We start from the raw sequence: 15,069 nt of genomic DNA, 5'->3' as shown, positions 1-15,069 counted from the left end.
CTTGCTCAAGACTTGGTCAAGGCCAGGCGCGGGAGGGCTTGCCAGTGACTGAGCCGGGACCGCCGGTTGAAACACCCCAGAAGAGCCGCCGAAGCGGCGGGCGTGCCGCGCGCGTGGCGCTGAGGGCCGCACCGCTTGACGAGGCGCTCCGCCCGGTCAGGGCAGGGCTCTCGGGTGGGCAGTACAAGCCGCTTTCCGAGGCCGATGTGGCGCGCATCCACGCGGCTGCTCTCGACGCGCTGGAAGAGATCGGACTGGCGGATGCGCCGCCCTCGGGCGTCGAGGTTCTGACCGGCGCGGGCGCGATCGAGGGCGCGGACGGTCGTATCCGGTTCCCGCGTGCGCTGGTCGAGGACATGCTGGCGGTCGCCGCGCGCGGCATTACGCTCTGCGGGCGAGACCCTCGCCATGACCTCCACCTTCTCGGCAACAAGGTGCATTTCGGAACGGCGGGCGCGGCGGTCCACGTGGTCGACCCCGAGACCGGACAATACCGCGAGTCCACCGTGGCGGACCTCTACGATGCCGCGCGGCTGGTCGAACATCTGGACAATATCCACTTCTTCCAGCGTGTCATGGTCTGCCGCGACGTGGCCGACCCCTACGAGTTGGACATCAATACGCTCTACGCGGCGCTTGCCGGGACAGGCAAGCACGTGGGCACATCCTTTTCCGAGCCGGGGAATGTCGCCGGTTGCATGGCGCTGATCCACGAGGTCGCGGGTGGCGAGGACGCGTGGCGCTCGCGGCCGTTCGTGTCGAACTCCAACTGCTTCGTCGTGCCGCCGATGAAATTCGCCTCGGAAAGCTGCATGGCGATGGAGGTGGCGATCCGCGCCGGGATGCCGGTTTTGCTGCTGTCGGCGGGGCAGGCCGGGGCGACCGCGCCCGCGCCCATCGCGGCCGCGATCGTTCAGGCGGTGGCCGAGTGCCTCGCCGGTGTCGTCTATGTCAACGCCATCGCGCCAGGGCATCCGGCGGTCTTCGGCACATGGCCCTTCGTGTCGGACCTTCGCACCGGCGCGATGTCCGGCGGCTCGGCCGAGCAGGCGCTGCTGACGGCGGGCTGCGCACAGATGCACCACTTCTACGGTCTGCCGGGGGGCGCAGCGGCGGGGATCACCGACAGCAAGCTCCCGGACATGCAGGCGGGCTGGGAACAGGCGATCACGAACACGCTGGCGGGGCTATCGGGCCTCAACATGGTCTATGAGGCGGCGGGGATGCACGCCTCGCTCCTTGGCTTCTGCCACGAAAGCCTTGTTCTGGGCGACGACATCATCGGGCAGGTGCTGCGCTGTATCAGGGGGATCGACGTGACCGAGGACGCCGTGTCGCTCGACACGATGCGGCAGGTCTGCCTGGGCGGGCCGGGGCATTACCTGGGCGCCGAGCAGACGCTCAGGCTGATGCAGTCGGAATACGTCTATCCCGTCGTCGGCAACCGGATGAGCCCAAAGGAATGGGACGAGGCGGGCAAGCCGCACCTGCTGCCCACCGCGAAAGAGCGGATGGAGAGCATCCTCGCCAAGGCAAGCCACCTGATCGACCCCGCCACCGACAAGCGGCTGAGAGAGCGCTTTCCGATCCGGCTTCAGCGGTCCTGAAGCGGGACATAGGCGCGGGGCTCCGGCCCTTCGTAAAGCGTCAGGGGCCGGATCAGGATGTTCCGGTCCAGTTGCTCGACGCATTGGATGACCCAGCCCGGCGCGCGCCCGATGGCAAAGATCGGAACGTAAAGGTCCATCGGGATGCCGTGAAGCTGGTAGACGACGCCGGAATAGAAATCGACATTCACATTCAGCCCGTGCCGGGAATAGGGTTTCATCGCCTCGACCACGGCCTGCAGGATCTCGAACCACTCGGGCTGACCCATCTCGCGGCCTAGCGCCTCGACCCCGTCGCGCATGTGCCGCGCTCGCGGATCTTCGGCGCGGTAAACCCGATGCCCAAAGCCGGTGACGGCCTCGCGCGCCGCGCGCTTGGCCTTAACGTAGGCGGCGGCGTTCTCGGGGTGTCCTATCTCGTGAACCATCTTCATCACGTCCTCGGCCGCACCACCATGGGCCGGGCCTGCCAGCGTGGACAGCGCCGTAACCACCGCGCCATGGAGATCGGCCTCGGTTCCCACGGTCACGCGGGCGGCGAAGCTCGAGGCATTGGCGCCGTGCTCGGCATGCAGGATCAGGTCCACATCAGCCAGACGTGTGGCGTGATCGGAGGGTTTCTCGCCCTTCAGCATCCAGAGCCAGTTGGCCGCATGGCCGAGCGACGGATCGGGCGCCACCGGGTCACGGCCCGAGCGGATCGCGTGATGCGCGGCGACGAGCACAGGAAGCTGCGCGATCAGCCGCGTGCCGTTCTCCAGAAACGCCTCGCGGCTGGTGGCCTTGGCGCGCGGGTCGAGCGCGGCCAGCGCCGAGACAGCGGTGCGGAGAACATCCATCGGATGCCCGTCCGCCGTCGCACGGATCACGTCGAAAACCCCGCCGGGCAGGTCGCGTGCGGCGCGGAGGTCACGGTCGAAGGCGGCAAGCTGGTCGGCGGTCGGCAACTCGCCATGGATGAGCAGATAGGACACCTCTTCGAAGGTCGACTTAGTTGCCAAATCGTGGATCGAATACCCGCGATAGCTGAGTTCTCCTGCCGCCCCGTCGATGTCGCTCACGCCTGAGCGCTCGAAATAAACGCCTTTCAGGCCACGATTGATCTTGACGCCTTCACTCATCTGAGGCCCCCCTTCGGTTCATGTCTGTTCTTGATCTTGCCTTCGAGCGCGCCCGGTCCCGGCCCGCCCGCGTCGTCTTCCCGGAATGGGACGAGCCCACTGTAAAAACCGCCCGCAACACCCTGAAAAAGGGCGGGATTTGCGAGCCGGTCCCGGTTTCCGAGCCCTCCGACGAACAGCTTCTGGCGCTTATCGAGATGCGCGGCGCGAAAGAGGCGCTGGCCCGGCGCATGCTGGCCAGACCTATGATCCGGGCGGCTGCGATGGTGGCTGCGGGCGAAGCGGATGCGATGGTCGCCGGGATCGACACGCCCACGCGGCGGGTTATCGAGGCCGCTTCGCTTGCCATCGGGCAGGCCGATGACGTGCGCGCGCCATCGTCCTTCTTTCTGATGCGGTTCCCGGACGGGCGCGAGCTGATCTTTTCCGATTGCGCCGTCATGGTCGCCCCGGATGCCCCCCACCTGGCCGACATCGCCCGCGCGTCGGCACGCTCGGCAGAGGCGCTTCTCGGCCGGGCCGAGGTGGCGCTTCTGTCGTATTCCACCGGCACCTCTGGCACCGGGCCGTCGGTCGACCTCGTCGCCGAGGCGGCGCGGCTGAGCGGTTTTCCCGGTCCGGTACAGGCCGACGCGGCGCTGAACGCCGCGATCGCTGGCCGCAAGGGTATCCGGTCGGGTGACGCCAATGTCCTGATCTTTCCCAATCTCGATGCCGGCAACATCGCCTACAAGCTCTGCCAGCAGCTGGCGGGCGCGCAGGCGCTCGGACCCTTCCTGCAAGGGTTCCGCAAACCCGTCTGCGATCTCTCGCGCGGGGCGACGGCCGAGGATATCGTCGCCGCCACCGCGATCACGCTTGCGATGCGCCCCGACTAGACCTCTTGCGAGCGCATGTCGGCGGGGTCGATGCCCGCGACGGCCACGGGTGCCTTCATCGCGTCGCGGCGGAAAGGCTCGCCCAGTTCCTGATTGATCAGCGCTTCGATCAGCGTGGTCTTGCCCGCCGCCTGATCCTTGAGTGCCTGATCCAGAGCGTCGGTCAGGTCGTCCATCGTGCGGGCCTGCACACCTTTCAGGCCGCAGGCGCTGGCGATGGCGGCATAGCTCACGCCCTCGTCCAGTTCGGTGCCGACGAAATTGTCCGAATACCAGAGCGTCGAGTTCCGCTTTTCCGCGCCCCACTGGTAGTTGCGGAAGACGATCATGGTGATGGCGGGCCATTCCTTGCGTCCGATGGCGGTCAGTTCGGTCACCGCGATGCCGAAAGCACCATCGCCCGCGAAGCCCACGACAGGTGTATCGGGGCAGGCGATCTTGGCGCCGATGATCGCAGGCAGGCCATAGCCGCAAGGGCCAAAAAGGCCGGGTGCCAGATACTTACGACCCGCTTCGAATGTGGGATAGGCGTTGCCGATGGCGCAGTTGTTGCCGATATCGGACGAGATGATCGCCTCTTTCGGCAGCGCCTGCTGGATCGCGCGCCACGCCATGCGGGGGCTCATCCACTCGGGCTTTGCGGCGCGGGCGCGCTCGTTCCACGAGGTGCCGGGATCGTCGTCCTCGTGATCCATCGAGGACAGTTCCTGCGCCCAACGGCTCTTGGTCTGGGCGATGGTGGCGCGGCGCTCGTCCCGGTCGACGTCGCCCGCCGTGTCGGAGAGCTTGTCGAGGATGCGGGTCGCCACGTCCTTGGCGTCGCCCACGATGCCGACGCTCACCGGCTTGGTCAGGCCGATCCGGTCGGGGTTCAGGTCGACCTGAATGATCTTGGCGTCCTTGGGCCAGTAGTCGATGCCATAGCCCGGCAGCGTCGAAAACGGGTTCAGCCGCGTGCCGAGAGCCAGCACTACATCGGCCTTGGCGATCAGTTCCATGCCCGCTTTCGAGCCGTTATATCCCAAGGGTCCGGCGAACAGCGGATGTGAGCCGGGGAAGGCGTCATTGTGCTGGTAGCCGCAGCAGACCGGCGCATCCAGCCGCTCGGCCAGCGCGGCAGAGGCGGGGATCGCCCCGGCAAGGACCACGCCCGCGCCGTTCAGGATCACCGGGAAGCGGGCCGAGGACAGAAGCTCGGCCGCCGCCGTGATCGCCGCCTCGCCGCCCGAGGGGCGCTCGAATTCGACGACCGCCGGCAGGTCTATGTCGATCACCTGCGTCCAGAAATCGCGCGGCATGTTGATCTGCACCGGGGCGCTGGCGCGCTTGGCCTTCAGAATCACGCGGTTCAGAACCTCGGCCACGCGCGACGGGTCACGGACCTCTTCCTGATAGGCGACCATGTCCTCGAACAGCTTCATCTGCTCGACTTCCTGAAAACCGCCCTGGCCGATGGTCTTGTTGGCCGCCTGCGGCGTCACCAGCAGAAGTGGCGTGTGGTTCCAGTAGGCGGTCTTCACGGCAGTCACGAAATTGGTGATGCCGGGGCCGTTCTGCGCGATCATCATCGACATCTTGCCAGATGCGCGAGTGTAGCCATCGGCCATCATCCCGCCCGAGCCCTCATGCGCGCAGTCCCAGAACATGATGCCCGCCTTGGGGAACAGGTCCGAAATCGGCATGAAGGCCGAGCCGATGATCCCGAAGGCATCGGTGATGCCGTGACGCTGGAGAACCTTCACAAAGGCTTCTTCGGTTGTCATTTTCATGAGTGCATGTCCTGTCTTGGCGCGCACGCGCCGGAATTTCCGCTGACGCCCATTATCGTCCCGCCGAGGGGCAGTCATAGGGCCAGTAGGCCGGGCCTGATCAGTCCAGTTGCCGGATCGTGTCGGCGATGATCTCGATCCCCTTCGGAATACGCGCCGAGGCGATCGAGGAATAGGCCAGCCGGTAGAAGGGACGCCCTTGCGCGGGATCCTGAAAAAACGCCGCGCCCGGCTCGATCACCACGCCCCGCGCATAAAGGCGGCGGGCGAGGTCGGCGGTGTCCACGTGGTCTGGTGCGCACATCCAGAAACACGAGCCGCCGCTCGTCATGTCGCCCGCCGGCATCAGGCCATGTTCTGCGATGGCGGTCTGCATCAGCTTCCGCCGCCGCTGAAACGCGCCCCGCATCCGGTTGATCTGGGCGTCATAATGCCCGAGCGACAGAAAGTTCGCCGCCGTTCTCTGCACCAAGCCCGGCGGATGTCGCAGGACCGTGCCCCTCAGCCTGCGGGCTTCTGCAACGAAAGGCCGGGCGGCGACGAGGTAGCCGAGCCTCAGGCCCGGGAAAAGCGATTTCGAGAAGGATCCCACGTGGATCACCGCGCCTGCATCGTCCATCGACTTGAGCGAGGGAGAGGGCGACCGCTCGAAGGTGAGCTCGAATTCGTAGTCATCCTCCACGATCAAGAACCCGTCGCGCGCGGCCCGCTCCAGCAGCGCCCTGCGGCGCTCGACCGGCATGGTGGCGTTGGTGGGGCATTGGTGGCTGACCGTCGCGAAAAGGACATCGAGCGTCTCGGGCAGGCGGTCGGGGTTCAGACCTTCGGCGTCCACATCCACGTGAGCCGTGTGGCACCGCGTCTGGGCGAGAATATCGCGAAGGCCCGGATAGCCCGGATTTTCCACCACCGCCGTCCTGCGCTGCGTAAGAAGAAGCTGCGCGGCAAGCCAGAGCGCGTTCTGCGCGCCCATGGTGATCAGGATTTCCTCTGGTGCCGCCTTGATGCCGCGACGGGGCAGGATGTGGCGGCGGATGAAGTCGACCAGAAGCGGATCGTCCCTCTCGTACTGGTCCGAGGTCAGCGCGTCGAAATCCTTTTGCCCAAGCGCCTGAAGCGCACAAAGCCGCCAGTTCTGACTGTCGAAGAGCGTTGGGTCAGCCTGGCCGTAGATGAAGGGGAAGGGGTAGCTTTGCCAGTCGCTTGGCCGGGTCACGGCGTCCGGTGGTTCGGGCCGATGGGCCAGAAACCGCGACCAGTCGATCTCTGTCGTGTCCCGCAGATCTTCCATCGGGAAACTTGGCGCCGCGGGCGCCGTGTCCGACACGAAATATCCCGACCGTCCGCGCGAAGTGAGATAGTCGTCCGCCACGAGGTCGGTATAGGCCAGCGTCACCGTGATCCGGCTGACGCCCAGCCGATTGGCCAGCGCGCGGCTCGACGGCATCCGTTCGCCGGGCTGGAAGCGTCCCGAAAGGACGCCGTCCACCACAAAGCGCTTGATCCGGTGCTGGAGCGTGCCGCCCGCCCGGTCGTCGAGAAAGAAGGTTTCCGCGTTGATTGCCATAACGGCGATCCTGCGCCTCCCGGTGGCGAAATGCCAGAGGGAAACGCCGTTTCTGGCACTATCGTTGCCGCCTGTCTGGCCCTATTGCGCCACGTGGTTAACGGGCAATTCTGAACCATGCCCACAAGGCCCACTCAGGCAAGGGATCCGCGCCTCATGAATACGCAACTGACGCCCAATGATCTGACCGATGTGGTCGAAGCCGACCGCGCCCATCTCTGGCATCACCTGTCGCAGCACAAGCCCTATGAGACGACCGACCCCCGGATCATCGTCGAGGGTAAGGGGATGCGTGTCTGGGATCAGAAGGGGAAAGAGCATCTGGACGGCGTTTCGGGTGGTGTTTGGACCGTGAACGTGGGCTATGGCCGCGAGCGGATCGCGAATGCGGTCCGCGACCAGCTCCTGCAGATGAACTATTTCGCGCAGTCCGCAGGCTCGATCCCCGGCTCGCGCTTTGCCGAAAAGCTGATTGCCAAGATGCCCGGGATGAGCCGGGTCTACTACGTGAACTCGGGCTCCGAAGCGAATGAGAAGGCCTTCAAGATGGTCCGCCAGATCGCGCACAAGCGCTATGGCGGGCAGAAGCACAAGATCCTCTACCGTGCGCGGGATTATCATGGCTCGACGCTCGCCACGATGTCTGCGGGCGGTCAGTACGAGCGGAACGCGCAATACGGCCCCTTCGCGCCGGGTTTTGTCGAGGTGCCGCATTGCCTTGAGTATCGCGCGCAGGTCGAGACCGAGAATTACGGCGAATGGGCCGCCGACCAGATCGAAGAGGTGATCCTGCGCGAGGGTCCCGACACGGTGGGTGCGCTCTGCCTCGAGCCGATCACGGCGGGCGGCGGCGTCATCACCCCGCCCGAGGGCTACTGGCCCCGCGTGCAGGAGATTTGCCGGAAATACGACATCCTGCTCCATATCGACGAGGTTGTCTGCGGGATCGGGCGTACGGGCACGTGGTTCGGTTATCAGAATTACGGGGTTCAGCCGGATTTCGTGACCATGGCCAAGGGCGTCGCCTCTGGCTATGCGGCCATTGCCTGCATGGTCACGACTGAGAAGGTCTTCGAGATGTTCAAGTTGGACCCGAACGATCCGCTGGACTATTTCCGAGATATCTCGACCTTTGGCGGCTGCACCGCCGGTCCGGCGGCGGCGATCGAGAACATGGCCATTATCGAAGAAGAGGGCCTTCTCGAGAACACTCTCAGGATGGGCGAGCGGCTGATGGGGAACCTTCACGCGCTCAAGGAAAAGCACCGCGTCGTGGGCGACGTGCGGGGCAAGGGGCTGTTCTGCGGGGCAGAACTGGTCACCGACCGCGCGAGCAAGGAGCCGGCGCCCGAGAAGATGGTGCAAGCCGTCGTGGCACATTGCATGGCCGAAGGCGTGATCATCGGGGCGACGAACCGTTCTATCCCCGGTTTCAACAATACGCTCTGCCTGTCGCCCGCGCTGATCGCCGGACCCGACGACATCGACGCACTGACGGACGCGATTGACCGGGCGCTGACATCCGTGTTCGGCTGAAGAAGACCCGCCGCCTCGGGCGGGTGAAGGCAAAGGAGGGCAGGGGTGAGCGCAATTCCCAGCACCGCGTGCGTGGTGATCATCGGGGGAGGCGCCGTGGGCGCGTCCTGCCTTTTCCACCTCGGCAAGGCGGGGTGGCGCGACTGCCTTCTGCTCGAACGGAACGAACTTACCGCCGGATCGACATGGCACGCAGCCGGGAATGTCCCGACCTTCTCGGCGTCGTGGTCGATCATGAACATGCAGCGCTACTCGACCGAGCTTTATCGTGGTCTGGCGGCGGCGGTGGACTACCCGATGAACTACCATGTCACCGGCTCGGTCCGGCTGGCGCATACGCGCGAGAGGATGCAGGAATTCGAGCGCGCGCGCGGCATGGGCCTGGCGCAAGGGATGGACCTTGAAATCCTCGCCCCCGGCGATCTGCCCGAGCGGTATCCCTTCGTGGAAACCCATGATCTGAAAGGCGCTCTATACGATCCGAACGACGGTGATATCGACCCGGCGCAACTGACTCAGGCGCTGGCAAAGGGCGCGCGGGATCTTGGCCAGCGGATCGAGCGGTTCTGCCCCGTCACCGGCATCCGTCGCGAGGGCGGCGAGTGGGTGGTCGAGACGCCCAAAGGCGAGGTGCGAGCCGAATACGTGGTCAATGCGGCAGGCTACTATGCAAGGCGTGTCAGCGAGATGTTCCTGCCCTTCGGTGGACGGCTGATCCCGATGAACGTGATGAGCCACCAGTACCTGCTGTTCGAGGAAGTGCCCGAGGTGAAGGCATGGTCGGAAGAGGTGGGTCACAAGCTGCCGCTTCTGCGCGACGTCGACAGTTCATACTACCTCCGGCAGGAAAAATTCGGGTTCAACCTTGGGCCCTACGAGCGGAATTGCCGGGCACACTGGACCGGCAGCAGCGACCCGATGCCCGAGGATTTCAGCTTCCAGCTCTACCCCGACGATTTGGAGCGGCTGGAGTGGCATATCGAGGACGCCATGGCCCGCGTGCCGCTTCTGGCCGAGGCGGGACTGTCCAAGGTCATCAACGGCCCCATCCCCTACATGCCCGACGGCAACCCCCTGATCGGTCCGATGCCGGGGGTGCCAAACGCCTTTGAGGCCTGCGTATTCACCTTCGGCATCGCGCAGGGCGGCGGCGCGGGCAAGGTGCTGGCCGAATGGGTGACCGAGGGGCAGACCGAATGGGACATGTGGTCCTGCGATCCGCGCCGCTTCACCGGCTTCGCGGACGAGGCCTACGCGATGGAGAAGGGGATGGAGATCTATGGCCACGAATACGCCATCCATTTCCCGCATCACATCTGGCCGGCAGGCCGTGACCGCAAGCTCTCGACGCTTCATTCCCGGCTGAAGGACGCGGGCGCCGTCTTTGCGCCCTATAACGGCTGGGAGCGGGCGGCGTGGTTCGCGCGGCCGGGCGACGACACATCCGAGGAGGCGAGCCTGACCTGGGACCGTGCCGGCCCGTGGGAGGGCGCGGTCCGCGCCGAATGCGAGGCAGTACGGGACGGCTGCGGCCTGATCGCGATTTCGGGCTTTACGCGGCTCAAGGTGTCGGGGGCGGGGGCGCGGGCGCATGTGGACCGGCTGACCGCGTCGCGGCTGCCACGGCCAGGGCGCGTGGGGCTGGCCTATTTCCCCGACGCGCGGGGCCGCATCCTGACCGAGATGTCGGTCTTTCCCCATTCGGATGAGGAACTGACCCTCATCACGGCGGCGGTGGCCCAGTGGCATGACCGGGACGTGTTGCTCAAGGACTTGCCCGAGGACATCACCGTCACCGACCATTCCGACGAGTGGGAGTGCGTGCTGGTCACCGGTCCCAGGGCGCGCGACGTGCTCGCGTCGCTGGTCGCGGGGCATGACCTTTCCACGCCATGGCTCACCTTCTCGACCGAGGGGACCGTCGCGGGGCGCGATTGCACTCTGGCGCGGGTGTCCTTCGCCGGTGAACTCGGCTGGGAAATCCATTGCCGTCCCGAGGACGCGCCCGCCATCTGGGACGCAGTGACGGCGGCGGGGGCCAAACCCTTCGGCATGTTCGCGCTCGACGCGCTTCGGATCGAGAAGGGCTATCGCGCGTGGAAGGGCGATCTGTCCACCGACTACTCGCTGGTCGAGGCGGGGCTGGAGCGGTTCATAGATTTCGACAAATCCGCGGGCTTTCCGGGGCGAGAGGCTCTCGCCAAGGAGGCATCGGCAGGCCCGGCCAAGCGCGCTGTGGGACTTGTCATCGACGCAGGATCGGCGGACGCGCCCTATATGGCGCTGATCTGGAAGGACGGCGATCTGGTGGGCGAGACGACGAGCGGGGCGTGGGGATACCGCGTCGGCGCCTCGCTCGCCATCGGCATGATCCGTGCCGATTTGGCGGCCCCCGGCACCGAAGTAGAGGTCGATATCTTCGGCGAGATGCGCGCCGCCCGCGTCGCCGAAATGCCATTCTGGGATGCCGATAACGAAAGGCTTCGCGCATGAAACGTCCGCCCGAGCATGCCCGCGCGGTGATCATCGGGGGCGGCGTTTCGGGCTGCTCGGTTGCCTATCATCTTGCCAAGCTCGGCTGGACGGACGTCGTCCTCCTCGAGCGGAAACGCCTGACCAGCGGCACCACGTGGCACGCCGCCGGTCTGATTGGTCAGCTCAGACCCAGTCAGAATCTGACCCGCCTCGCCAAGTATTCGCGGAACCTCTACGCGACACTGGAAGAGGAAACCGGGGTGGCCACGGGGCTGAGGCTCAACGGCTCGATCTCGGTCGCGCTGACCGACCACCGGTGGGAAGAGCTGCGCCGCCAGGCCACGCTCGCCAAGGTCTTTGACGTCGAGGCGAACCTGATCACGCCGGACGAGGTCAAGGCGCTCTACTCGTGGCTGACGACCGATGACGTGGTGGGCGCGGTCCATTTGCCGGGCGATGGCCAATGCGACCCGGCGAACATCGCCATGGCGCTGGCCAAGGGCGCGCGGATGCGGGGCGCGACGATCCTTGAGGGGGTCAAGGTCGAACGTGTGACTGATGACGGTGCCTGCGTGACCGGTGTGACATGGTCCGCTGAAGGCGAGACCGGGACGATCAAGACCGACGTTGTCATCAACTGCGGCGGCATGTGGGGCCGGGACCTTGCCGCGCAATCGGGGGTCACGCTGCCCTTGCACGCCTGCGAGCATTTCTACCTCGTGACCGAGCCGATCGAGGGTCTTGGCACCGTTCCCAGCCTCCGCGTGCCCGACGAGTGCAGCTATTACAAGGAGGACGCCGGCAAGATGCTTCTCGGCGCCTTCGAGCCGCGCGCCAAACCGTGGGGCATGGGCGGCATCCCCGAGGATTTCGAATTCGACAGCCTGCCGGAAGACTTCGAGCATTTCGAACCGATTCTAGAGCAAGCCATGCACCGGATGCCCATGTTCCAGACGGCGGGCATCCACACATTCTTCAACGGTCCCGAAAGTTTCACCCCCGATGACCGCTATTATCTTGGCGAGGCACCGGAGCTGCGGGGGTACTGGGTCGCGGCGGGGTATAACTCCATCGGGATCGTCTCGTCAGGCGGGGCGGGTATGGCGCTGGCCGAGTGGATCGACGGGGGCGAGCCGCCCTTCGATCTCTGGGACGTGGATATCCGCCGCGCGCAGCCCTTCCAGCGAAACCGCCGCTATCTGAAAGACCGTGTGACCGAGACGCTGGGGCTTCTCTATGCCGACCATTATCCCTACCGGCAGCCGGTAACGGCGCGCGGTGTCCGGCGAAGCCCGGTTCATGCCCATCTGACCGAGCGTGATGCGGTCTTCGGCGAGACCGCAGGATGGGAGCGCGCGAACTGGTTCGCGACCGAGAGGCAGGCGCGGGAATACCGCTATGACTGGGCCGGGCAGAACTGGTTCGCCAATCAGAAGACCGAGCATCATGCGCTCCGCGAGGGCGTCGGCCTCCTGGACATGTCGTCCTTCGGCAAAATCCGGGTCGAGGGCCGCGACGCCTGCCGCTTCCTGCAACGGGTCTCAGGCAATGACGTGGACGTGGCACCGGGCCGGATCGTCTATACCCAGATGCTGAACGACCGGGGTGGGATCGAGTGCGATCTGACGGTCACGCGCCTCTCCGAGACTGCGTTTCTGCTGGTCGTTCCAGCAGCAACAGTGGTGCGGGACATGGCATGGCTCAGGCGGCATGTGGGCGACGAATTCGCCGTCATCACCGATGTCACGGCGCAGGAGGCCGTCTTTTCGGTGATGGGACCCAAGGCGCGCGACCTGATGGCCCGCGTGAGCCCGGACGACGTTACGAACGCCGCGCATCCCTTTGGCATGGCGCGGGAAATCGAGGTGGGAATGGGTCTCGCCCGCGCGCATCGTGTCAGCTATGTGGGCGAGCTTGGCTGGGAGCTCTATGTCTCGGTCGATCAGGCGGCGCATGTCTTCGAGACTCTGTTGGAAGCGGGTGACGCGGTCGGGCTGACGCTCTGCGGGCTTCACGCGATGGATAGTTGCCGCATCGAAAAGGCGTTCCGCCATTTCGGGCATGACATCACCGACGAGGACCATGTGCTGGAGGCCGGTCTCGGCTTTGCGGTGAAGACCGGCAAAGGCGACTTCATCGGACGCGACGCGGTCCTCCGAAAGGCCGAGGCAGGTCTGTCGCGTCGGTTACTGCAGTTCCGCCTGACTGAGCCGGATGCGATGGTCTTTCACAACGAGGCGATCCTGAAGGATGGCAAGGTGGTCTCGGTTGTGACATCGGGCAATTACGGCCACACGCTCGGCGGCGCGATCGCGATGGGCTACGTTCCCTCCGCCGGTGAAAGCGATGCCGACCTTCTGACGGCGCGCTACGAGATCGACATCGGCGGCCGTCTCGTCCGGGCCGAGCCGAGCCTGACGCCGCTCTATGACCCGACGCATGCGCGCATGAGGGCTTGACCGGGGCGTCCGCGCCGTGCCGGATGTGGACAAGGGGGAGCGATGGCCGACTGGGATTTCATCGTCGTGGGCGCGGGCAGCGCCGGCGCGGTTCTTGCCAACCGGTTGAGCGGGGCCGGACGCCGCGTCCTTCTTCTGGAGGCAGGGGGCAAGGACACTTACCCGTGGATCCATGTGCCGGTCGGCTATCTCTATTGCATCGGCAATCCGCGCACCGACTGGTGCTTCTCCACCGTCGAGGAGGCCGGCCTTGGCGGGCGTCGCATCCGCTATCCGCGCGGCCGGGTCCTCGGCGGCTGCAGCTCGATCAATGGCATGATCTACATGCGCGGGCAGGCGGCGGATTATGACGGCTGGCGGCAATCGGGCCTGACCGGCTGGGGCTGGGACGACGTGTTGCCGTATTTCATCCGCTCGGAAGATCATGCGGACGGTGCCGACGACATGCACGGCGCTGGCGGCGAGTGGCGGGTCGAGAAGCCCTCGCTCCGCTGGGAGGTGCTGGAGGCATGGGCCGAGGCGGCCGCAGCCACCGGAATCCCGCGGGTCGACGACTTCAACCGGGGCGATAACGAGGGCGTCAGCTACTTCCAGGTCAACCAGCGGAGCGGAATCCGCTGGAACACCTCGAAAGCCTTCCTGCGCCCGGCGCGGCACTTTGCAGGGCTGAAGATCGAGACCCATGCCGAGGTCGAGCGTGTCCTGATCGAGAACGGGCGTGCCGTGGGCGTGCGCTACCGGCGGGGCGGCCAGACCGTGACGGCGCGCGCGGCGGGTGAGGTCATTCTGGCGGCCGGGGCCGTCGGCTCGCCTCATCTGCTTCAAGTCTCGGGTCTGGGGCCGGGCGATTTGCTTTCCGCACATGGTGTCGACGTGATCCGGGACATCCCCGGAGTGGGGCGGAACCTTCAGGATCACCTGCAACTCCGCTGCGCCTACAAGGTGCGCGGGACGCGGACGCTGAACACGCTGTCGGCCAGCGTCGCGGGCAAGGCGCGGATCGCCTTCGATTACGCGCTCCGGCGCAAGGGGCCGATGTCCATGGCGCCCTCGCAGCTTGGTGCCTTTGCCCGGTCGGGGCCGGATGTGGTGACGGCGGATCTCCAGTACCACGTTCAGCCTCTCAGCCTCGGCGCCTTCGGAGAGCCGCTTCATCCGTTCGATGCGATGACCGCCAGTGTCTGCAACCTGCGCCCCGACAGCCGGGGCGAAGTGCGTCTGACATCTCCACACCTGAGCGATGCACCCGAAATCGCCCCAAATTACCTCAGCGCCGAGCGCGACAAGGCGGTCGCCGCGCGCGCCATCCGGCTGACCCGGCGGATCATGGCGGCAGCGCCGATGGCGAAGTTCCAGCCCGAAGAGTTCATGCCCGGCACGGATGATGACAGCGACGAGGCCCTGGCCGAAGCGGCAGGGCGGGTGGGAACGACGATCTTCCATCCGGTCGGCACGGTGCGGATGGGCACGGATGACGGCGCCCCGCTTGACGGACGGCTTCGGCTCAGGGGGGTGGATGGGCTGCGCGTCGTCGATGCTTCGGTCATGCCGCGCATCACGTCCGGCAACACCAATTCCCCGACGATCATGATCGCCGAAAAGGCGTCGGACATGATCCTGAAGGACGCACGTTAACGCGGGCTGGTGCTGGCGTGCG

Annotated in this window: 9 protein-coding genes; 6 read left to right on the top strand and 3 right to left on the bottom strand. The window is 65.9% G+C overall.

Annotated elements, in window-relative coordinates; genetic code table 11:
- The first annotated feature begins 44 nt into the window (after nucleotides 1–44).
- Nucleotides 45–1,607 carry a trimethylamine methyltransferase family protein gene (locus GQ651_RS05455; protein ID WP_319637329.1) on the top strand — a complete coding sequence of 521 codons (1,563 nt, stop codon included), beginning with the start codon at nucleotides 45–47 and terminating at the stop codon, nucleotides 1,605–1,607.
- Here the strand turns inward: GQ651_RS05455 and GQ651_RS05450 are convergent.
- Nucleotides 1,595–2,728 carry a citrate/2-methylcitrate synthase gene (locus GQ651_RS05450; protein WP_160763169.1) on the bottom strand — a complete coding sequence of 378 codons (1,134 nt, stop codon included), beginning with the start codon at nucleotides 2,726–2,728 and terminating at the stop codon, nucleotides 1,595–1,597. The genes GQ651_RS05455 and GQ651_RS05450 overlap by 13 nt on opposite strands.
- Before the next feature lie 20 nt (nucleotides 2,729–2,748).
- Between GQ651_RS05450 and GQ651_RS05445 the strand changes: the two genes are divergently transcribed.
- Complete coding sequence (locus GQ651_RS05445) at nucleotides 2,749–3,606, top strand: phosphate acyltransferase (protein WP_160763168.1); 858 nt, start codon at nucleotides 2,749–2,751, stop codon at nucleotides 3,604–3,606.
- On the opposite strand, the gene xsc is transcribed toward GQ651_RS05445, so the two are convergent.
- Together xsc and pdxR are read right to left on the bottom strand one after the other, a co-directional pair.
- Nucleotides 3,603–5,375, bottom strand: a complete 1,773-nt coding sequence (gene xsc, locus GQ651_RS05440; RefSeq protein WP_160763167.1) for a sulfoacetaldehyde acetyltransferase — start codon at nucleotides 5,373–5,375, stop codon at nucleotides 3,603–3,605. The genes GQ651_RS05445 and xsc overlap by 4 nt on opposite strands.
- A 100-nt stretch (nucleotides 5,376–5,475) precedes the next feature.
- On the bottom strand, nucleotides 5,476–6,942 hold the full coding sequence (pdxR, locus tag GQ651_RS05435) for a MocR-like pyridoxine biosynthesis transcription factor PdxR (RefSeq protein ID WP_160763166.1): 1,467 nt from the start codon (nucleotides 6,940–6,942) through the stop codon (nucleotides 5,476–5,478).
- A 156-nt stretch (nucleotides 6,943–7,098) separates the two neighbouring features.
- On the opposite strand from pdxR, the gene GQ651_RS05430 reads away from it, so the two are divergent.
- From GQ651_RS05430 to GQ651_RS05415, 4 genes are read left to right on the top strand one after another with little or no spacing between them, the layout of a single operon-like run.
- Nucleotides 7,099–8,478, top strand: a complete 1,380-nt coding sequence (locus GQ651_RS05430; RefSeq protein WP_160763165.1) for an aminotransferase family protein — start codon at nucleotides 7,099–7,101, stop codon at nucleotides 8,476–8,478.
- Between the two features lie 45 nt (nucleotides 8,479–8,523).
- On the top strand, nucleotides 8,524–10,971 hold the full coding sequence (locus GQ651_RS05425) for a GcvT family protein (RefSeq protein ID WP_160763164.1): 2,448 nt from the start codon (nucleotides 8,524–8,526) through the stop codon (nucleotides 10,969–10,971).
- The gene (locus GQ651_RS05420; protein ID WP_160763163.1) at nucleotides 10,968–13,412 is read left to right on the top strand and encodes a GcvT family protein; all 2,445 of its coding nucleotides are present in this window, start codon (nucleotides 10,968–10,970) and stop codon (nucleotides 13,410–13,412) included. Before GQ651_RS05425 ends, GQ651_RS05420 begins: the two co-directional genes overlap by 4 nt.
- A 42-nt stretch (nucleotides 13,413–13,454) precedes the next feature.
- Nucleotides 13,455–15,047 (top strand): GMC family oxidoreductase, encoded by a 1,593-nt coding sequence (locus tag GQ651_RS05415; protein ID WP_160763162.1) that lies wholly within the window; start codon nucleotides 13,455–13,457, stop codon nucleotides 15,045–15,047.
- Nucleotides 15,048–15,069: the final 22 nt, after the last annotated feature.

Source organism: Kangsaoukella pontilimi (assembly GCF_009830125.1).
GTDB lineage: Bacteria > Pseudomonadota > Alphaproteobacteria > Rhodobacterales > Rhodobacteraceae > Kangsaoukella > Kangsaoukella pontilimi.
This window is presented reverse-complemented; position numbering and strand designations above follow the sequence as displayed.